The 21,591-nt window shown below is 63.7% G+C and carries 14 protein-coding genes; 12 read left to right on the top strand and 2 right to left on the bottom strand.

Annotated features, from left to right (window positions below):
• Together KW842_RS17170 and KW842_RS17165 are read right to left on the bottom strand one after the other, a co-directional pair.
• A partial coding sequence (locus tag KW842_RS17170; protein WP_218305315.1) for a DUF4214 domain-containing protein occupies window positions 1–3,860 on the bottom strand: 3,860 nt, incomplete at its 3' end.
• A gap of 352 nt (window positions 3,861–4,212) precedes the next feature.
• Window positions 4,213–5,568: a FecR domain-containing protein gene (locus tag KW842_RS17165; protein ID WP_218305314.1), complete on the bottom strand. Its 1,356-nt coding sequence runs from the start codon at window positions 5,566–5,568 to the stop codon at window positions 4,213–4,215.
• A 232-nt stretch (window positions 5,569–5,800) separates the two neighbouring features.
• On the opposite strand from KW842_RS17165, the gene KW842_RS17160 reads away from it, so the two are divergent.
• From KW842_RS17160 to KW842_RS17105, 12 genes are all read left to right on the top strand, one after another.
• Window positions 5,801–7,657, top strand: a complete 1,857-nt coding sequence (locus tag KW842_RS17160; RefSeq protein WP_218305313.1) for a CHASE2 domain-containing protein — start codon at window positions 5,801–5,803, stop codon at window positions 7,655–7,657.
• Window positions 7,654–8,865: a tetratricopeptide repeat protein gene (locus KW842_RS17155; protein WP_218305312.1), complete on the top strand. Its 1,212-nt coding sequence runs from the start codon at window positions 7,654–7,656 to the stop codon at window positions 8,863–8,865. The genes KW842_RS17160 and KW842_RS17155 overlap by 4 nt, the downstream gene beginning before the upstream one ends.
• A gap of 109 nt (window positions 8,866–8,974) precedes the next feature.
• Complete coding sequence (locus KW842_RS17150; protein ID WP_218305311.1) at window positions 8,975–9,724, top strand: Crp/Fnr family transcriptional regulator; 750 nt, start codon at window positions 8,975–8,977, stop codon at window positions 9,722–9,724.
• 115 nt (window positions 9,725–9,839) lie between these two features.
• Entirely contained in the window at window positions 9,840–10,640 is an 801-nt protein-coding gene (locus KW842_RS17145) for an ABC transporter permease (protein WP_218305310.1), read from the top strand.
• A complete protein-coding gene (locus KW842_RS17140) occupies window positions 10,637–11,869 on the top strand; it encodes an ABC transporter ATP-binding protein (RefSeq protein WP_373925196.1) in 1,233 nt (410 codons plus the stop codon). Before KW842_RS17145 ends, KW842_RS17140 begins: the two co-directional genes overlap by 4 nt.
• A complete protein-coding gene (locus tag KW842_RS17135) occupies window positions 11,866–13,206 on the top strand; it encodes an FkbM family methyltransferase (protein ID WP_218305309.1) in 1,341 nt (446 codons plus the stop codon). Before KW842_RS17140 ends, KW842_RS17135 begins: the two co-directional genes overlap by 4 nt.
• Window positions 13,207–13,224: 18 nt before the next feature.
• Window positions 13,225–16,170, top strand: a complete 2,946-nt coding sequence (locus KW842_RS17130) for a glycosyltransferase (protein ID WP_218305308.1) — start codon at window positions 13,225–13,227, stop codon at window positions 16,168–16,170.
• Window positions 16,160–17,359: a glycosyltransferase family 1 protein gene (locus KW842_RS17125; RefSeq protein WP_218305307.1), complete on the top strand. Its 1,200-nt coding sequence runs from the start codon at window positions 16,160–16,162 to the stop codon at window positions 17,357–17,359. The genes KW842_RS17130 and KW842_RS17125 overlap by 11 nt, the downstream gene beginning before the upstream one ends.
• 147 nt (window positions 17,360–17,506) lie before the next feature.
• The gene (locus KW842_RS17120) at window positions 17,507–19,534 is read left to right on the top strand and encodes a hypothetical protein (protein WP_218305306.1); all 2,028 of its coding nucleotides are present in this window, start codon (window positions 17,507–17,509) and stop codon (window positions 19,532–19,534) included.
• Window positions 19,534–20,484, top strand: coding sequence for a glycosyltransferase family 2 protein (locus KW842_RS17115; protein ID WP_218305305.1), 951 nt, complete (start codon window positions 19,534–19,536; stop codon window positions 20,482–20,484). The genes KW842_RS17120 and KW842_RS17115 overlap by 1 nt, the downstream gene beginning before the upstream one ends.
• 5 nt (window positions 20,485–20,489) lie before the next feature.
• The gene (locus KW842_RS17110; RefSeq protein WP_218305304.1) at window positions 20,490–21,224 is read left to right on the top strand and encodes a GNAT family N-acetyltransferase; all 735 of its coding nucleotides are present in this window, start codon (window positions 20,490–20,492) and stop codon (window positions 21,222–21,224) included.
• Window positions 21,221–21,583 carry an EamA family transporter gene (locus KW842_RS17105; protein ID WP_218305303.1) on the top strand — a complete coding sequence of 121 codons (363 nt, stop codon included), beginning with the start codon at window positions 21,221–21,223 and terminating at the stop codon, window positions 21,581–21,583. The genes KW842_RS17110 and KW842_RS17105 overlap by 4 nt, the downstream gene beginning before the upstream one ends.
• The last annotated feature ends 8 nt before the right edge of the window (window positions 21,584–21,591 follow it).

Genomic DNA, 21,591 nt, shown 5'->3' with positions numbered 1-21,591 from the left:
GCATCGGTAGCAACCTGAGCAGCCTGTTTGATAGCAGCATCAACGAAGTTCGAGAAGGTTGCGGTTGCTTCGTTCAGGGTTGCAGTCAGCTTACCGAAGCCAGCAACGTCGACAACAGCGGTAGCGGTAGTGTTGAAAGCGCGCAGTTGCAGAATGTCGCCTGCTTTGAAATCAGTGATTTCCGAGTAGGTATTGGCTTCTTTGTTGCCGTCACCATTAACGATGAAGGTATCGTTGCCGTCACCACCGGTCAGCTTGGCACCATTCGAACCAACGTAGATGATATCGTTGCCTGCACCACCGTTGATGATGTCAGCTTTTGCATCAGTACCAACCGACGCGTGGATAGTGTCTTTACCAGCACCGCCAGTGATGGTCATCGCGTTAACACCGTTAGCGCTTACAGCCAGGTTGCCGGTCAGAGCGCTAGCATCGATGGTCGCCAGTTTGACGGTGGCGGTATCCAGCGTCAGGCTGACGTTCGAGTTACCGTCGATGGTCACGATAGTAGCTTTGTCAGCTTTCAGATTCACGGTGCCGGTATTCACAACATCACCGGTTGCAGCCGAAGTGTGCAGATCGGTTGCGGTGAACTTGATGGTTTCAACACCAGCAACGTCCACAGTGCCGAAGACCAGATCGCTTGCATCAACTTTGGTTACCAGGTTGAAGGTGTCAGCCGAACCGGTTGCGTCAGCCATCTTAACGATCACACCAGCGCCAGCTGCTACCAGCTCCAAGGTGCCGTTGTTGGCCAGCTTGTCGATGGTCAGCGATGGTGCGCCGGCGCCAGCAGCAGCGCCAGCGGTGACGGTAGTTGCAGCGCTCACCACTGGAGCGGAGGTTGCGCTAGTCACGTTAGCAAACGTGAAGTCACCGATCACCGGGTCGGTGACATCGGCGAAACCTTGACCAGTGAAAGTGACCACTCCGCTGTTCGCGGTCACATTCCAACCCGAGAACACACCAGCAGCAACTTTGTTTGCAATGGTTGCAGGGGTATCGCCGCTTGCCAGGGTAATGGTTACTCCGGCGTAGGTGATGGTGTCGCCGTCTTCGATTGCGCCCGAGGTGGCGAAATCGATGCTGAACGACTCATGCACAGTGGCGCCGTCACCGTCCGAGATTTTCGTCACCACACCAGCAGCGGTGGTGGCGTCAGCGTCAACAACGGTGAAGGTGGTAGGCAGGGCATTAGCCGCCACACCTGGCGTTTTCGCGGTGAAGGTCACGACACCACCGCTCGCATTAGTAATGTTCCAGTTGGTCGTTGAACCTGCCACCAAGAATTTGGCAGCGATTTGTGCTGGGGTTTCGCCGCCAACCAGCGTTATGGTCAGGCCATCGAAGGCGATGGTGTCCGCACCGCGGATGGTGCCCGAACCAGAGAAGTCAACGGTGAACACTTTACTCGCTGCCGAGGTGCCTATGGCACCCGAGTTGTTGCTCACAACGTAGGTGATGCCGTCCATGTTGGCCATGTTGACGGTGGTAGCAGTTGCCACGGTGTCAGTGATTGCCAGTTTTTCGAAGCCGTCGATCTTGGCTGCGAAATCGCCATTCAGCGACAGGGAAGCAGCGCTAGCGCCGTTGATTGCGATGGTGTCGGTGCCTGCGCCGCCGCTCAGGGTGGCGGTTGGCACAACAACGGTACCTTGCAGGGTCAGAACGTCGTCGCCGGCGCCCAGGTTGATCGCCTTGGTGATGGCGGTGCCTGCGTTGGTCACGGTCACGTCATCGGAACCTGCGCCACCGGTGTAGGTGGTGACGGTGCCGTTAGCGATGGTGAAGGTTGCGCTAGCGTCAGCGGTCTGGCCGCTGGTGTTGATCGAGGTTGCAACGTTCAGGCCACCAACAGCGGTGGTGCCAGCGACGTTACCCGAACCCGAAACGTTGACGGTTTCAGCGGTAGCCGATACCAGGGTGGTCTCGGTGTCTGCGCCGGTTACAACGGCATTGATGGTTTTGGTGCCGGCGGTCACGGTGACGGTGCCGTCAACGTTGTCTGCGGTCAAGCCCAGGGTCGCAGCAGCGCTAGCGATCGAGAAGTTGCCACCGTTAGCCAGTTTGATGGTATCCAGAGCGGTGTTGGTCGCGCTGGAGATCGAGCCAGTGGAATAGCCGTCAACGGTGACGTTTTTCAGTACTGCGCCACCAGCGATGGTGACGGTGCCGTTCTCGATGCCCAGGGTGTTGCGTGCGGTAACAGCGGTGATGCCTTGGGTGGTGGTGGTAGCCGTAGCAGTAGCGGTGCCGGTAGCGGTAGCAACCAGGTCGGTCATCGCGGTGTCGGCTTTGCCGGTGAATACCACGGTGCCGTCAGCCGAAGCAGCAGCCGACGACCAGTTGGCCAACAGCGAGCCACTGAACACGCCAGTGGCACGAACGCCCGAACCTTGGGTGTCGCCAGTGGCGGTGGTTGGCGTGACGTCGGTTGGCTTCACAGCGCTCGACGACAGGTTGGCAAAGGCTTGAGCCACTTGAGCGGCGGTCAGGTCTTGGGATGCGGTGAAGGTCAGGCCACCAACGGTAACGGTTTCGGTGGCTTTCAGTGCCGAGAATTTAACGCTAGCAACTTCGGTTGCACCGGCTACAGCAGCGCGGCTGAAAGCGTCAACTTGGGCGTCTTGCTTAACGGTCACATCAGTGGTGACGGAGGAAGCGTTAACAGTGACGCCGCCTTGGTAGGCGGTTTCGCTAGTGCCATCAGCAAGGATTGCGCTCGACGAGCTGGTCGCGTGTTGGGTCACACTGACGGTTTTACCACCGGTAACGGTGATGTCGCCCAGAACAACGTTGGCGTTGTTAGCGGCAGCTTTGCCGGTCGCGTCGACGGTCACAGCGCCAGCGGCAGCGGTGCCAACGCCAACAAAGACGTCGCTTTGCGCGTCGCTCAGTTTAACATTAACATCTTTGCCGCCGTTGACGGTCACGTCGCCGGTATCTTTAACCGAAACGTCAATACTGGTGGTCGCAGCTGCTTTCGCATCGATCGTGCCGCCAGCCTTGGTTACGTTCAGGTTGGTGATGTCGGAAACGGACGACGAATCAACGATAAGAGCCGTAGCGCTGTCGACGGTAACGATTTCGACGCTGCTCAGATTACCCAGGGTGATCGCGGTGGTGCCGTTGTTAGCGATTTTCAGAGTATCAATACCTGCGCCGCCATTGATGATGTCGAGGTTGCTCAGGGTGTTCAGTTCTACATTGGTGCCGGTGCTATCGATCGCACCAATGATCACATCATTACCTGCGCCGCCAACCACGTTGTCCAGACCTTTGGTCAGGATGAAGGTTTGTGGGTTGTTGACAGCGCCGTCGTGCGCAGCAGCCGAAGCAGCAGCGATAGCGTTCAGCGCTGCAGCGCTGGTGGCGGTGCCCAGGGTGGCTTCGTCTTTCACGTTAGCCAGCCATGCTTTAACAACGGCGTTAGCAGCGTCGCCATCGTAGCCGCGGATCTCTGCCGAGGTATCCAGCGATTCGGTGAAGGCGGTAGCAGCAGCAACTTTGCTGTCGATGGCTACCAGATCTTCGTTTTGAGCAGCGTTAGCGATGGTCAGAACGATGCTGGCGAAGGTTTCGGTTTTAGCTTGCAGTTTGCCTGCCCAGTACAGCAGACCTTCTGGTTCGGCGTGACGGCCGAACAGGTTCATGTAGATCGAGTCAACCAGATCGATAGGCGATTTACCGCCGTAGGTTGCTTTGTATTCATCGGAAGCCGAGAAACCAGCTGCGATCGTAGCGACCGAAGCGCCGGTGCTCAGCCAGGACTGCAGGCCCAATGGATCGGCTGGACGATTGAAGTACGCTACGTACAGGGTTTGAATTTCAGTCGCGGTAGCGGCAGTAGTGGTAGCCATTGATATAACTCCTAAGGATTAATAAATTTTCTGCGTCGCAGCACAATCGCTTGCAGTACTACGGCAGCCATAGTGGCAGAAGGCTTTCCAGGTTTATGTGACGAGCGTCACACGAAACTGCAAAACCCACTTATTTTTATAGGTTTTTTCTATAAAAAAGTGCGATATGCATTATCGGAGAAGCTTATGGGGAAATCAATAGTGCCCGCTGCTTAATGTGTAAGCAGGTACCACATTGATTCCCGACAGGTTAATAGCAGTTTTAGTATATTTAGAAAAAGAATATGGGCGCGCGCAAATGGACAGACAAAAAAAATGCCGCAAACTGCGGCATTTTTAAATAGTGACCGGATTACTTGGTCCAGTAAGTGGCCCCGTAGGCAGTGCGCTTGTCATCCAGTCGAGAAGAGAAGATATAGGCCGCATTATTGTTGGCGCCAAGCGAACCACTGACTGCCATATTAGTACCTTGTACGTATTGGACATTGCCGCTTAAATCGCCGTTGTTACCAACAAAGCCGGTAGATTGCAATTTATACGTCTGTCCGGCAGTGAGCAAATCAAACCCGGTGCTGAAAGTACGTTTGTCAAAATCCACCTGCAACTGGCCATTTTGCAAAGATGCCGCGCTGGTCAACTGGGTGGCGCTGTTCAGCACCAGTGCGTCGCTGGAACGCAACGCGAAACCGACCGAACCCTGTTGTGGAATTTCCCAATCCGCACCCTTGGTCCGGATCACCGTGTAATAAGAGTTATACGCTACGCGCTTGCCGCCAGCCGCCAACAAGGCCGCCGAGTCCACGGTTGCCGGCTGATCGGCAATGGCAGCCCAGCGCCCCCACATCAGTTCACTGGACGCGATAGTTGGCGTCGGCGTGGTGACAACCACTTCAGGTGGCGGCACCGCCGGTGGATCAGTCTTGATAGCGCTGTTACGCACCTGCTGAATGATCAGCGCAGCTTTTTGTGCATCCAGCGCCGGCTCAGCCAGGGCCTGACTGCTGCCGCTGCTCTTGCCGGACGGCTCGTCGCTGCGCGGCGGCGAGAGGGCATCCGGCGCCGAGCTGTTGGTATTCAACAACTGTGGCGCGGTTTCGCCGCGTTTTACCTTCAGCATCTGGCCAGCCTGGCCGGCTGCCAGCTCGCGGCTGGCCGTATGTTCGCATGGGCCGCCGCCGGTCGGCAGGCAGGCGCCGCCAAAGCCACTGACCACGATCGCGCCGGACAGCACGGTTACACTGGAGCTTTCATGGTCGGTAAAAACGGTAAAGTCGGTGCCGCGCACGCCGATGGCTGCCACCGGGGTATTGAAACGGAAATTCTGACGCGCCTGCTTGACCGCCGAGCCGGAGACGCTACGCGCCACGCCAGCCAGCAATTCCAGCTTGACGTGGGTGTTCGCCGGCACTTTGCGGTCGATGTGGTAGGTGACAATGCGCGCGCGGCTGGCCGGGCGCAGGATCAGCAGGCCATCGTCGGCCGTTTTCAGGTAAACATAGCCGTCCTTGCCGGTGCTCAGCTCCTGGCCTTCCTGCACGGCGTCGTTCAGCACCGCGCGGCGGCTGTCGGCAAAGACCTCGCCACTGACGAAGACGATGCGGCCCGCCTCGCCAGCCTGCGCCCAGGCGCCGCAAGCCAGCATGGCCGCGCCCAAGGCGAGGCGGCGCCAGTTGCGCAACGAATTATTTGGCGAAAATTGAGACCACATAGCTATTACTCCTTTTGGGACATTGTGCAGCCAGCCTCAAAATAATCCTGTGACGATCATCACATTTTTACGCAGGCGCTTCACTCTAAGCTACACTGTAGCCTTTGGGCATCATCACATCCAGCGGTGTTACTGTTTTTCACCATTTGTTACACATCTCGTTAGGATAATAACAAAATAGCATGAGGCGCCTCTCCACCATGGTCAGCTTGCATTAATGAAGTTGCCTTTTTTGCCACTTACCATCTCCGCCACTGTCGCCCGCCGCCTGATCGCGCTGGGCGCGGTGCTGCTGGCCGTGGGTGGTCAATGGCCGCACAGCGGGCTGGCGTGGAGCAGTGCCGATGAGTGGCTGCGCGACCAATTGATACGCCGCCAGGCCTCGGCGGCGACCGAGCAGCGGCTGGCCGTGATCGACATCGACGAAACCAGCCTGGCCGCAGCCGGCCCATGGCCGTGGCCGCGCGAACGCATCGCCACCATGATCGAGCAGTTGCTGGGCGATTACGGCGCGCGCGGCGTGGCGCTGGACCTGGTGTTGCCGGAACCGTCCGACGCCGGCGGCGACGCCCGCCTCGCCATGCTCAGCCAGCACGGTCCGCTGGTGCTGCCGCAAGCGTTTGATTACAACGGCAATATGCCGCTGCGCGTGGGCCGGCTCACCGGTGGCGCCGCTGCGGCCAGCGCTGGCGCGGCGGTGCCCGCCAGCGGCTACATCGCCAACCACGCCGGGCTGGCGCAGGCCGCCCACATCGGCAATATCGGCTTTGTGCCCGACCAGGATGGCGTAATCCGCCGCCTGCCGATGCAAACCTGGTTTGACGGCCGCACTTTCCCGACCTTGTCGCTGGCTTTGCTGGATTGCTGTAGCGCCAGCAAGCCCTCCGCCAGCGGCCCCACCGGCGGCATGCAGCTGGGCGATGGCTTGCGCCGCCTGCCCTACCGGCTGCAATGGGACGCCTATAAAGTCATCCCTGCCAGCATGATCCTCGACCTCAGCGCACCCGACGAACTGCTGCGCGGCAAGCTGGTGCTGATCGGCTCCTCGTCGCTGGGCCTGGCCGACCGGGTCGCCACGCCGCTGTCGGCTTCGACCAGCGGGCTGCTGGTGCACGCGGCCGCGCTCACCGCCCAGCTCGACGCGCGCGCCGGCCTGGCGCCTTCGGCCTGGCCGGGCCGCCTGATCGCCATGCTGTTTTCCAGCGCCACCATTGCGCTGTGCTTCTGGACACTGCCGCGCAAGTCGGCGCTGGTCAATGTGGGCGTGCTGGCGGCCGCCTCGCTGCTGTGGCTGGCGCTGGCGTGGCAGATGGCGCCGCATGACGCGCTGTTCGGCCTGAGCGCACCACTGCTGGCCAACGCCTTCCTGCTGGCGGTCGGCGTGCCGTTTGCCTGGCAGCAATCACAACGCCAGTCGCGCCGCCTGCTCGACACGCTGCGCCAGTATGTGGCGGATGCGGTGGTCGATGAACTGCTGCGCAACAACCTGCTCGACCCGCTCAAGCCCAGCCATTGCGACGTCACCACCCTGATTGCCGACATGCAGGGCTATACCAGCCATGTGGGGGCCCTGCCGCTGGAACAGGCGGCCGAGCTGACCCGCGCCTTCCTCGACTGCCTGACCGGACCGGTGCTGGCCGCCCATGGCACGCTGGACAAATTCACCGGCGACGGCCTGGTAGCGTTCTGGGGCGCGCCGCTGCCGGTGCGTGACCACGCCGACCAGGCACTGGACGCGGCGGCAGCGATCCAGGCCGGCATGGTCGAGTTCAATGCCGCGCGTGCGCGCCAGGGACTGGCGCCGATACGGGTGCGGATCGGCATCGAAAGCGGGCGCGCCATGGCCGGCGATTTTGGTTCTGCCGCACGCAGCATTTATACTGCGGTCGGCGATAGCGTCAATGTGGCGTCGCGGCTGGAAACGGCCGCGCGCGATTTGCCGCACGACGTGATCATCGGCCCCGGCACCGCAGCGTTGTGCCGGCGCCATCAGCTGCGCCATATCGGCGAACTCACGCTGCGCGGCAAGGAACACCCGACGACGCTGTACACGCTGCTGGCGCCTGCGCCGCAACAAGGAGTTTTGTGAAGAATTACCTGCCTGCCCTGCTGGGCGGATTACTGTGCACCGCCATCGCCTGCGCCCAGGAAGCGCCGGTGGAGGAAGACCTGTACCTGACGGCCATGCAGTCGATCGCCGACGGCCGCCGCGCCGACGCCAGCCTGATCCTGGACCGCATGCTGACGCGCGGCGCCCAGCACGCCGGCGAGTGGCTGGACCTGGCGATGATCCAGTGTGCGCTCGGCAATGACGCCGAGGCGGAAGCGCTATTCCTGCGTATCGAGCGCGAATACCAGCCGCCACAAGGCATCCGCGACATCATCGCCCAGCAGCGCCAGCAAGGCTGCTTCCGCTGGAAGCCGCAGGTGATGTGGAGCGTCAACGGCGCACGCGGCTACGATAGCAATGTCAACCAGGGCGCCAGCACGCCGTTCTTCACCGACAGCAACGGCGTGCCGCTGGAGTTGTTGCCTGAATACAAGCCTCACGCCGACCATTACAGCATTGCCTCGGCCGACTACCTGCGCGAAATCAGCCCCGATGGCGACATCGCGTTTGCCCAGGCCCACCTGCGCAAATACGACCGCGAGTCCGGCTATAATTCCGCGTCGATTTTTATCGGCGCCGAGCACCCATGGCAGGCGGGACGCTGGCAGATGCGCAGCACCGCCCTGCTGGGCGCGCTGACGCTGGGCGGCTCGCTCTACCAGGAACAGGCACAGCTGCAATTGCGCGCCGCGCCGCCGTTGAAATTGCCCAAGGGCTACGACTTCGCCTTGCTCGGCAGTGTTTCACGCACCCGCTACACCACGCTGTCCAATTTCGATTCGACCACGGTCGAGCTGCGCAACATACTCGGCTACCGCACCAGCAGCAGCCAGCTGCAGGCGGCCTTTGGCTATCAGCGCGACCTGGGCAGCGCGGCCCGCCCTGGCGGCGACCGCAGCGGCTGGTCGATGCGGCTATACGGACGGCGCACGCTGTTCGACGCGCTGCAAGGCGAGCTGGAACTGACCGGCCAGCGCTGGAGCGGCCAGAACGTCTACTCGCCAGGCCTGATCGATGTGGTGCGCAAGCAAAACAATCTGGTGTTGCGTAGCGTGCTCAGCTACCCGATCCAGCGCGACCAGACCTTGCAGCTGGAGTGGCGCCAGGTGCGCAACCGCGAGAATATTTCGATTTTCCAGTACGATGCACACCAGATCCAGCTCAGCTGGCGCTGGAACCATCTGTGACATGCGTGACATGCAACAATCTGCAACAATCCGCCGCTTGACGGCGGAAATTGTGTATAAGTAACGTTTTAGGCGCGCGGCCTGGCTGGCGCGCCGACGTAGAACAGCGATGACAAAAGCAACCGACACCGAACAGCTCGCCGCGGCGCCCGCCACCGGCAACGAGGCGTCTGCGCAAAATGTGCAGGTGCACCTGCGCCGCATCCCGCTGCTTGCCGGCCTCAGCGACGAGGAAGTAACGCGCCTCAAGCCCGAGCTGCGCTTCCGCCAGTATTCCAAGCGCGACATCGTGCTGCAGAAAGGCGCGGCCGGCGACGGCCTGCTGTTCCTGCTGTCGGGCCAGTTGCAGGTGATCGATGTGACCGAGGATGGCCGGGCGATCGGCCTGCGCATGCTGGCGCCGGGCGACTTTTTCGGCGAGATCGCGGTCATCAACGGTTCGCAGCGCACCGCCTCGGTGGTGGCGATGAGTTCGGTGCTGGTGGCTTTCCTGCCGGCGCCGGCGGCGCTGCACCTGTTCTCGCACTCGCCGTCGGTGGCCAACCTGATGCTGCGCCACCTGGCGGCCAAGATCCAGCGCGATTCGGAATTCCGTTCCTTGCTGAGTATCAACAATACCTCGCGCCGCATCTTCACCTACCTGGTGCAGATGAAAACCCCGGCCGAACAGCCTGGCCAGCCGGAAGTGGTGAAGAACCTGCCTACCCACCAGGACATCGCCAATATGATCAACACCAGCCGCGAGACGGTGACCAGGGCGCTGGCCACGCTGGTCCAGCAGGGCATCATCCAGAAGGTCAACCAGGAACTGGTCATCGTTGATCCCAAGGGCTTGCAGAAGCTGGTGGACGGCCCGTAATTCCATGATGCGCAAGGTATAATTGCGCGCTTTTTTCACGCCGCCCGCGCGGCCCCACACTGTCCCCAACCATGACATCACACCTGTTTTTCCACCGCGCGCCGGGAGCCCAACCATGATCGTGCTTGGCCGCCTGCGCAACATCGCCAGCTACCGCGGCTTCATCCTCGGCAGCGTGCAGCGCGAGTTCCAGTCCAAATACCGCAACTCCATCCTCGGCGCCGCCTGGACCGTGCTCAATCCGCTGGCCATGATCGTGGTGTACACCGTGATCTTCTCGCAGGTGATGCATAACCGCCTGGCCGGCAACAGCTCGGCGTTCGGCTACAGCATTTATCTGTGCGCCGGCGTGCTGACCTGGAATCTGTTCGCCGAGATCACCAGCAAGGCGCAGAACGTCTTCATCGACAACGCCGGCCTGATCAAGAAAATCAACTTCCCGCGCATCTGCCTGCCGATCATCGTGGTCACCAACGCGCTGCTGAACTTTGCCATCATCTTCGGCCTGTTCACCGCCTTCCTCATCGTCAGCGGCAACTTCCCCGGCTGGATCTACGCCGCCGTGCTGCCGGTGCTGCTGCTCGAAATCCTGCTGGCGATCGGCCTCGGCATGGTGCTGGCGGTGCTGAATGTGTTCTTCCGCGACGTCGGCCAGTTCTTCACCATCGCGCTGCAATTCTGGTTCTGGTTCACGCCGGTGGTCTACCCGGCCAGCGTGCTGCCGGAAGACGTGCGCCCAATGCTGGCCTGGAACCCGATGGCGCCGGTGATCGGCGCCTTCCAGGATATCCTGGTGCATCAGCGCGCGCCCCAGTGGGCCAGCCTGCTGCCAGCCCTGGCGCTGGCGCTGATCCTGTGCCTGCTTGGCATGCAACTGTTCCGCAAACGCGCGGGAGAAATGGTGGATGAACTGTGAACGGCAGCATACGCGTCAATAATCTCGGCAAGGCCTACCGCCGCTATACCAGCCACCGCGCGCGCCTGCTGGAATGGATCATGCCGTCGCGCCCGCGCCACGACACCATCTGGGTGCTGCGCGACATCAGCTTCAACGTCGAACCCGGCCAGGCGCTGGGCATCATCGGCATCAACGGCGCCGGCAAGAGCACGCTGCTGAAGCTGATCACCGGCACCGCCGCGCCGACCACCGGCAACGTCGCCATCGGCGGCCGCGTGGCCGCCATGCTGGAACTGGGCATGGGCTTCCATCCGGACTTCAGCGGCCGCCAGAACTGCTATATGTCGGGCCAGCTGCTCGGCCTCAGCGTCGAAGAACTGGACCGGCTGATGCCGGAGATCGAGGCGTTTGCCGAAATCGGCGAATACATCGACCAGCCGGTGCGGGTCTACTCCAGCGGCATGCAAATGCGGCTGGCGTTCAGCGTGGCCACCGCGCGCCGCCCCGACGTGCTGATCGTCGATGAAGCGCTGTCGGTCGGCGACGCCTACTTCCAGCACAAGAGCTTTGAACGCATCCGCGCCTTCCGCACCGAAGGCACCACGCTGCTGATCGTCTCGCACGACAAGGGCGCGATCCAGTCGGTGTGCGACCGCGCCATCCTGCTCGACAAGGGACGCGTCAGCAAGGAAGGCACGCCGGAAGAAATCATGGACCTGTACAACGCCATGCTGGCCGAGCGCGAGGGCGACAACGTGCGCCAGGAAACGCTGGACAGCGGCAAGGTGCAAACCATCTCCGGCACCGGCCAGGCAACGGTCGAACACATCGCGCTGCTCAAGGAAGATGGCGAGCCGGCCGAGGTGCATGGCACCGGCAGCAAGGTGACCATGGAAATCCGCGTGGCGGTGCATGACGACCTGCCGGAAATGACGCTGGGCTACCGCATCAAGGACCGGCTGGGCCAGAACATCTTTGGCACCAACACCTTCCACAAGCTCAAACCGCTGACCAATCTGCGCGCCGGCCAGCGCCTGACAGTGCGCGCCAGCTTCCCGCTCAACCTGGGACCGGGCAGCTACTCGGTGGCCACCGCGCTGCACAGCAGCGACAACCACCTGAGCGAAAATTACGAGTGGCGCGACCTGGCGCTGGTGTTTGAGGTCATGAATTTAAAACACAGCTATTTCGAGGGCTGCACCTGGCTCGATCCGGAAATAGCCATCGACTACGGAGACGCGCAATGAGCCTGACTTCCTACGCCGCCCATTTCGAAGACCTGCTGCTATGGCGTGCCTTGCGCCAGGTGAAAGGCGGCCAGTACCTGGACGCCGGCGCCGGTGATCCGCTGCACGGCTCGGCCACCCAGTTGTTCTATGCACGCGGCTGGCGCGGCATCAACCTCGAACCGGCCAGCGCGCCGCTGCGCCAGTTGCGCATCGCCCGCCCGGCCGACATCAACCTGCCGCTGGCGGCGGCTGCCGCTGAAGGCACTGCCGATTTCTACGAAGTGACCGGCACGCCGCTGTCGACGCTGGACGGCGCGCTGGCGCGCCACTACCGTGAGCAGGGCCGCGAAGTGGTGCTGCGCCAGGCCGCGCTGCGCACGCTGGACCAGGTGTGCGCCGAGCATCTGGACGGCCCACTGCACTTCCTGCACCTGGGCATGGACGATCCGGCCGACGCGCTGGCCGGCTTCGACCTGCAACGCTGGCAGCCGTGGCTGGTGGTGCTGCGCGCGCCGGCCGGCGCAGCGCAGCCGCTGCTGCAAGCGGCCGGCTACACGCTGGCCTACCAGGACGGCTGGAAGCAGTACTTCGTCGCGCCGCAACAGCAGGCGCTGGCCGCCGCACTGCAACTGCCGCCGAATCCGCACGACGACTGGCAACTGGCCGAAGGCCACGCGCGCAGCTTCCCGCTGGACGAATGGCGCCAGCGCACCGCCGCCGCCGAAGCGGAAGCGGCCACCTCGCGCAGCTGGGCCATGGCCCACGTCGAAGAATGGAAATACAAGTACACGCAGATGGAAGAGCAGCGCGAGCGCGCCGACCAGCTGCAGGCGGAACTGAAGCGCGTGCGCGCCATCGCCGACGAACAGACCAGCCGCCTGGAACACGACCGCCAGCACTATCTGGAGCAACGCGCCGAAATGGACCGCACGCTGGCCGCCGGCCAGGCCGATGTGGCGGCGGTCTACGCCAGCCTGTCGTGGCGCATCACCAAGCCGCTGCGCGCCGCCAAGTTCGTGCTGACGCGCGGCCCGCGCTGGGCGCTGCGCCAGCCAAGCCGCGTGCGCGGCGTGCTGGTGCGCGGCGCCAAGCGTGTGCTGGGCGCTGCGCTGCGCTATGTCAACGCGCGTCCCAAGCTGACCTTCTTCCTGCGCCGCACCGTGTCGCGCCTGCCGTTCCTGCTGCCGCTGGCGCGCATGGTGCACATGCGCCTCAAGCATAGCCAGGCGAACGGCGCCGGCGCCGCCGATGGCGCGCTGCCGGCCGACGCCGGCGCACCTGCCGACCTGAGCCAGCTGCCCGACGCCGCCCGCCGCATGTTCAAGGACTTGCGCCGTTCCGCCCCTCACTCCTGATCACCACGAGCACACTTCATGCGTATCGTAATTGACCTGCAAGCCTGCCAGGGCTCCAGCACACATCGCGGCATCGGCCGCTATTCGATGGCCCTGCTGCAAGCGATGCTGAAACGCGCCGGCGGCCACGACATCCGCATCGCGCTCAACAACCGCTTTCCGGACAGCGTGGCGGTGCTGCGCAAGACGCTGGGCGAACTGCTGCCGCAACAGCAGATCCACGCCTACGAGCTGCCGTCGCACATCTGGGAACACCAGACGCAGAACAGCTGGCGCCTGCGCGCCGCCGAGCAGCTGCGGGAACACTATCTGGCCAGCCTGCAACCGGACGTGGTGCACGTTTCCAGCCTGTTCGAAGGCCTGGGCGAAGACGCCTGCGCCTCGCTGCTGCACAGCCGCGGCCAGTTCGACACCGCGATCACGCTGTACGACCTGATTCCGCTGCTGCGCAAGGAAACCTATCTGACCGATCCGCATGTGGCCAACTGGTACTACCGTAAGCTGCAAAGCCTGAAGAACGCCGAGCTGCTGCTGGCGATTTCCGGCCACTCGAAACAGGAGGCGATGGATGCGCTGCAGCTGCCTGAGCACCAGGTGGCGAATATCTCGTCGGCGGTGGACGATATCTTCCGCCAGCGCCAGCTGAGCGCCGATGAAGAACAGGCGCTGCGCCAGCGCTACGGCCTGCAACGCCAGTACATCATGTACACCGGCGGCATCGACTTCCGCAAGAATATCGAAGGCCTGATCGAAGCCTACTCGCTGCTGCCGGCGCCGCTGCGCGCGCAGTACCAGCTGGCGGTGGTGTGCAGCATTCCCGACCACGACCGCCTGCGCCTGCAAGCGCTGGCGGCCAGCTTCAAGATTCCCAAGGGCGACCTGGTGCTGACCGGCTTCGTGCCGGACGACGACCTGGTATCGCTGTACAACCTGACCGGCCTGTTCGTCTTCCCTTCGCTGCAGGAAGGCTTCGGCCTGCCGGCGCTGGAAGCCATGTCCTGCGGCGTGCCGGTGATCGGCTCCAACAACAGCAGCATCCCGGAAGTGATCGGCCGCGCCGACGCGCTGTTCGATCCGAACCGGGTGACGGCGATCCGCGACAAGATGCAGCAGGTGCTGGAACAGCCGGCCTTTGCCGCCGAGCTGCGCACGCACGGACTGGAACAGTGCAAGCAGTTCTCGTGGGACGCCAGCGCGCAGAAAACCCTGGCCGCCTTCGAACAGGTGCATGAACGGCGCAGCGACGCGCAGCGCACGCAGGTGGCGGTGGCCACTGCGGTTCAAGCGGCGCCGGCGGCGCGTCCGCGCCTGGCGTATATCTCGCCGCTGCCGCCGGAACGCACCGGCGTGGCCGACCAGAGCGCCGAGCTGCTGCCGGAACTGGCGCGCTACTACGATATCGAAGTGGTGGTGCAGCAGCAGGAAGTCGACGAGCGCTGGATGCTGGCCAACTTCCCGGTACGCAGCGTGGAATGGTTTGAAGCCAATGCCAGCCGCTATGACCGCGTGCTCTACCACTTCGGCAACTCCGGCTTCCACGCCCATATGTTCGCGCTGTTGCAGCGCCATCCGGGCGTGGTGGTGCTGCATGACTTCTACCTGAGCGGCGCGGTGCACTATCTGTCCTCGCTGAACCTGGAGCCGAACGCCTATTGCCGCATGCTGTACCAGTCGCATGGCTATCAGGCGCTGGTGGAGGAGCTGGCGCAGGGCCGCGAAGCCTCCTACTATCACTACCCATGCAACCGCCCGGTGCTGGAAGCGGCCAGCGGCATCATCACCCACTCGCGCTATTCGCAGCAGCTGGCCGAGCGCTGGTATGGCGCCGGCGCGGCCGCCGACTGGCGCTACATCCCGCTGCTGCGCGCCCTGCCCGGCCAGCTCGACCGCGCCGCCGCGCGCGCCAGGCTGGGACTGACCGACAAGGACTTCCTGGTCTGCTCCTTCGGCCTGATCGCGATCACCAAGTGCAATGAGAAGATTCTTGAGGCGTGGATCAATTCCACGCTGTCCAAAGACGCCAACTGCCGCCTGGTATTCGTCGGCGAAAACCATGTCGGCCCGTTCGGCAACGCGCTGGCGGCGCGCATGGCGGGCCAGCGCAATGTGCAGATCACCGGCTTCGTCTCGATGGAGATGTTCCGCACCTACCTCGCGGCAGCCGATTGCGCGGTGCAGCTGCGCAGCCGCTCCCGCGGCGAGACCTCCGGCACCATCCTCGACAGCATGGCCTATCGCCTGCCGACCATCATCAACGCCCACGGTTCGGCTGCCGAAATGCCGGAACATGTGGTGATCAAGCTGCCGGATGAATTCAGCGACGAGCAACTCAGTGCCGCCATCATCCGCCTGCGCGACCAGCCTGGCCTGGCCAAACAGCTGGTGGACAGTGCGGTGGACTACATGCAGCAGGTCCACCACCCGGCCGCCGTCGGCGCCGCCTATCACCAGGCGATCGAGCAGTTTGCCCGCCATAGCCCGCACAGCCAGTACCAGATGCTGGTGCAGCGCCTGAACCAGATCAGCGCCAGCTTCAGCCCATCCGAGCAGGACTGGGTGAAAGTCGCCGGCGCACTGGCCGCCAACACCCCGGCCAGCGGCCTGCCGCAGTTGCTGGTGGATGTCACCGGCGTGGAGCAGGATCAGCAGGCGCAAGCCCGCCTGCTGGCGCTGCTGCAAGCGCCGCCGGCCGGCTACCGCGTCGAACCGGTGCAACTGGTGGAGGACGCTTACCGCTACGCACGCCGCAGCACGCTGGCGCTGATCGGCCGCGGCGACCTGCAACTGGATGACGACGTGGCCGACATCAAGCAGCGCGACAGCCTGCTGTTGCTGGGTGCGCAAACGCCGCCGGCAGCGCTGCTGAATCGCGGCGTCACGCTGCTGGCCCAAACCGGGCTGGCGGCATTGCTGCCAGCCGGCCATGCCGCCATCCTCGCCGGAGACAGCAGCGATGCGCACTGACGCTCCCCGCCAGCTGCTGGTCGATCTGTCCGAGCTGGTACGGCATGACGCCCGCTCCGGCATCCAGCGGGTGGTGCGCGGCATGCTGCAAACATTGCTGGCTGCACCGCCTGCTGGCTACAGCGTGCACGCCGTGTATGACGCCGGCGGCTACTACGCCTATGCCGGGATGGAACAGGACGCCGCTGGCCAGCCACGCTATGTGGCGGCGGCCGACGGCCAGCAGCAAGCGCTGCAAGTGAGCGCCGGCGACCTGTTTGTCGGCATCGACCTGAGCCTGGAAGGCGTACTCCGCAACCAGGCCGTGCTGGCCAGCCTGCGCCAGCACGGCGTGCGCCTGTATTTCATGGTCTATGACCTGCTGCCAGTACGCCAGCCGGCCTGGTTCGTCGACGGCCTGGCCAGCGCTTTCGCGCAGTGGCTGGAGGCGGTGTCCTTGCTGGCCGATGGCCTGATCTGCAATGCGCGCGCCACCGCCGACGACCTGCTTGACTGGCTGGACCAGCACCCGCCGCAACGCGCGCTGCCGTTGCACATCGGCTGCGCAGCACTGGGCGCCGACCTGGCAGCCACGCTGCCAAGCAGCGGCGTCAACGCCGACGAGGCAGCCTTGCTGCCGCAACTGGCGCAGCGGCCGACGCTGCTGATGGTCGGCACGCTGGAGCCGCGCAAGATGCAGGCACAGGCGCTGGACGCGCTGGAACTGCTTTGGCAACAGGATTGCGAACTGAACCTGGTCATCGTCGGCAAGCCGGGCTGGCGCATGGAAGCACTGGCCGCCCGGCTGGAAGCACATCCGCAGCTGGGTCAACGCCTGTTCTGGCTGCCGCGCGCCAGCGACGAATTGCTGCTGCGCCTGTACCAGGACAGCAGCGCACTGCTGGCAGCGTCGCAGGGCGAGGGCTATGGCCTGCCGCTGATCGAAGCGGCGCAGCACGGCTTGCCGGTGATTGCGCGCGACCTGGCGGTATTCCGCGAAGTCGGCGGCCAGCACGCCTGGTACTTCAATGCCGGCGACGGCGAGCAATTGTCGGCTGCGCTGCGCGACTGGCTGCGGCTGTACCGCGACGGCCAGGCCCCAGCCTCCGGCGGCATGCCGCGACTGGACTGGGCGGCCAGCACCAGCCAGCTGCTGGCCTGTGTACTGGATGGCAAGTGGTACGGCCGCGCGCCGGTCAAATTGCCCTAGGGTTACAAATTTTCACAATTTAGGGGTCAAAACAGGCGCTGTGGCGGCTGGTAAAAATTGCCGATTTCGCAATGGGAATATATACTAGGAGCCCTTTACCTACTTTTACCTTCGCTTATGCTCCCACGCCTGCCTCGAACGGGGAGATTGATTCAACGCTGGCTGCCACTGCTTCTGGGCATCAACATTCTGCTGCTGGCGTTCTACCTGGTAGTCGACTACCAGCTGGTGTATCACTCGGATTCCGCCGTTAAGAACCTGCTGGCGCAGGAAATCGTCGACACTGGCCAATACTTCCCGCGCGACTGGAACTACGTTAACGGCGACCTGTGGGTGCTCAACACCCATACCTTCATCATTCCGCTGCTGCGCTTCATGCACAACGGCTTCCTGGCGCACGCCGCCTCCGACCTGATTTCCGCCGCGGTGATCCTGTACGGCAGCTGGCTGCTGACCGGCCTGCTGGAGCAAAGCCGCCTGGCCCGCCTGCTGGGCATGGCCGTGATATCGGCCGGCATGTCGCTGATCATGGCCGAGCACATTTACGGCCAGGCCGCCTACGGCTCGCTGTACTACATGGCCTGCTTCCTGCTGTTCGCCTACTGGTCGCTGACCCAGGCCCGGCAAGGCCGCCAGCGGCTGCTGTGGAGCGCCGCCACCGTGGCGCTGACCGCACTGGTGTTCTGGACCAACCCGCAACGCGCACTGCTGTTCTACGCCCTGCCGCTGCTGACCGCCGGCGGTCTGCAGCACTGGCTGGAACGCCGCGCCGCGCGCACGGCCAGCCAGCGTCCGCAGGGACGCCACGCCTGGGCCATCGCGATGGTGGTGCTGGGCCTGGTGATCGGCACGCTGCTGAGCGTGTACACGCTCAAACAGGTCAACAACAACCTCGGCCTGACGCTGATACGCTGGCTCGACTTCAACGGCATGGCGCGCAATCTGCTGGCCGTGATCAACGGCGTGGCCTGCCTGTTCGACGGCGTCCCGCACGGCAATGGCAAGGTGGTGTCGCTGGCCGGCGCCTACGCCTCGCTGCGCGTGGTCGGTGCGCTGCTGCTGATCGGCATGCTGCCGTGGGGCCTGTACCGCTCGCTGCAACTGGAACGCGGCCCGCGCCAGCTGGTGGTGGTGTTTGCCTGCGTATCGTTTGCCGCCAACCTGTTCATGATGCTGACCACCACGCTGGCCGACATGAGTTCGCCAGAAGCCTCGGTGCGCTACCTGGTGCCGTCGCTGCTGACCATGCTGCCTATCCTGATCGGCATGCTGGTCGACCAGGGCGCCGGCAAGCCGCTGCCGCGCTGGGCCGGTATCGGCGCCATCGCGCTGCTGGCCACCAGCGCACCAACGTCCTACCTGTATCCTTACAACGAGGCGCGCCACCTGCCGCGCCATGGACTGATCCTGGCGACACCGGACCAGCAACTGGCCGACTTCCTCAAGCAGCAGGGCCTGCGCTACGGCTACGCCACCTTCTGGAACGCCGGCAAGCTCACCGTACTGAGCGGCGGCGCCGCGCAGGTGCGGCCGGTGGTGGTCGAGCGCGGCCTGCCGCAGCCCAACCGCAAGCTCAGTTCCAACCGCTGGTATATGCCGCAAACCTGGCAGGGCGAGACCTATTTGATGCTGCGCGACGCCGAGCTGGCGCACCTGAACCGCGCGCTGCTCGACAGCTACGCCGGCCAGCCGCGCCTGCTGCGCTACCAGGACGTCAACATCCTGATCTATCCACACAATCTGGCCGCCGTCGTGCCGGGCTGGGACATCCAGGTGCAGCAGCCGCAGCACTACAAAATGGACGAACACACGCTGCATCAGCGCGGCGCCATCGTGGACGGTGTGATGACCGTGCAGCCGGGCGAAGAAGGCAATCTGCACTTTGGCCCGATGCGCATGCTGGCGCCCGGTGCTTACGCGGTCAGCTTCGACGTGGACACCGAAGGCGACGGCCAGGGCGAATTCGGCGCGCTCGACGTGGCCACCCAGGGCGGCGCCAAAATCCATGTGCGCCAGCCGGTCATCGCGGCTGGCAAGCAACGCATCACCTTGCGCTTCGACACCGACCGGACGCTGGACATGGTTGAATTCCGCGCCTTCAGCACCGGCCGTGGCCGCTTCTCGCTGAGCGGCATCGATATCGAACGCATCCCTACCGCATTGGAGAAACAATAATGCAAGCGACACCTCTGATCTCGGTCGTGATCCCGGTCTACAAGGCCGAGAAGATGCTCGACGAGCTATATACCCGCCTGCGCGATGCACTCGAAACCGTCAGCCCGCATTTTGAAATCGTACTGGTGGAAGACTGCGGCGGCGACCGTTCGTGGGAAGTAATCGAACGCCTGGCCAAGGCCGACCCGCGCGTGGTCGGCCTGCAGTTCTCGCGCAACTTCGGCCAGCACTACGGCATCACCGCCGGCATGGACCAGTGCCGCGGCGACTGGGTGGTGGTGATGGACTGCGACCTGCAGGACGCGCCGGAAGAAATCCCGCGCCTGTACGCCAAGGCCCAGGAAGGCTACGACGTGGTGCTGGCCTTGCGCGGCAAACGCCAGGACCCGCTGCTCAAGCGCGCCGTGGCGTGGCTGTACTACCGCACCTTCAGCTATCTGGCCGACCTCGACATCGACGGCGACAGCGGCAACTTCCGCATCATGTCGCGCCAGGTGGTGAAGAACTTCGTGCGCATGCGCGAACAACTGCGCTTCTTTGGCGGCCACGTGCAGTGGATGGGCTTCCCCACCACCGGCATCCAGGTACAGCACGCCGCGCGCGCCGAAGGCAAATCGACCTACACCTTTGCCAAGCTGTGGCGGCTGGCGATGGACACCATCCTCGCCTATTCCGACAAGCCGCTGCGCATGGCCGCCAAGCTGGGACTGGGCATGGCGGCGCTGTCGATGGTGTTCGGCCTGTACCTGCTGCTGCGCTCGTGGCTGCAAGGTTCGCCGGTGCCGGGCTGGAGCAGCCTGATCGTCTCGCTGTATTTCATCGGCGGCCTGATCATCGGCATCCTCGGCATACTTGGCATCTACCTGGGCAAGGCCTTCGACGAAACCAAGAAGCGCCCGCTGTACATCGTGCGCCGCGCCACCCCGAACACGCTGCTGCGCGAAGACTGAACACCATGGATATTTCCCTTTCCCCGCTTGACCTGGAACGCTTTGGCGTGACCACTGCCAAGGCCGCGCTGAGCGCCGGCGACCGCGCGCCGGACGCTGCCGCCTGGTGCCGCAGCAAGGCGGTGCAGATGCTGATCGCACGCGTGCCGACCAGCGCCGTGGCGCTGGTGCAGCAGCTGGAGCAGCAAGGCGCCTTCCTGACCGACACGCTGCTGTACTACAGCCGCAAGCAACTCTCGCCGGAAGCCGCCGCGCTGCCGGACGGCTACCGCTGGCGCCTGGCCACGCCGGCCGACGCCGATGCAGTGGCGGCGCTGGCGGCGCTGACCTTCACCGGCTACGCCGGCCACTACCACGCCGACCACCGGCTCGACCAGGCCGCCGCCGACGCGGTGTACGCCGACTGGGCCGCCAACTCCTGCCGCAACCCGAAGGTGGCGGACGCGGTGCTGCTGATCGAGCACGACGGCGCGCTGATTGCCTTCGCCACGCTGAAAGACCGTGGCGAGGCGCTGCTGGAAGGCGTGCTGTTCGGCGTGCATCCGGACCACCAGGGCCGCCGCCTGTACCAGGCGCTGATGCAGCAGGCGCAGCACTGGGGCAGCCAGCACAGTTTCAGCGCCATGACCGTCTCCACCCAGGTGGTCAACCTGGCGGTGCAGAAGGTCTGGTGCCGCCTGGGCTTCGAGCCGTCGTCCAGCTATTACACCTTCCACCAGTGGTTTGGAGAGTCCGCATGAACTACCTGTATATCGTCGCCACCATCGCGCTGACCGTGTTCGGCCAGATCGCCATCAAGATGCAGGTATCCAAAGCCGGCTCGCTGCCGGCGGACAGCGGCGACAAGCTGCTGTTCCTGATCAAGCTGCTGCTGAACCCGTGGATCATCGCCGCCTTTGCCGCCGCCTTCCTGGCGTCGGTGACCTGGATGGGCGCGATGAGCAAATTCCAGCTGAGCCATGCCTACCCGTTCATGAGCCTCAACTTCGTCATCGTGCTGGGCCTGAGCGCCTGGCTGTTCCATGAACCCATGTCGCTCACCCGGATGGCCGGCGTGGCGCTGATCTGCATAGGCACCATCGTTGCCGCACAAGGCTAAGGAGCCCG

The organism is Duganella sp. sic0402 (genome assembly GCF_019219065.1).
Taxonomy (GTDB): Bacteria; Pseudomonadota; Gammaproteobacteria; order Burkholderiales; family Burkholderiaceae_D; genus Rugamonas.
This window is presented reverse-complemented; position numbering and strand designations above follow the sequence as displayed.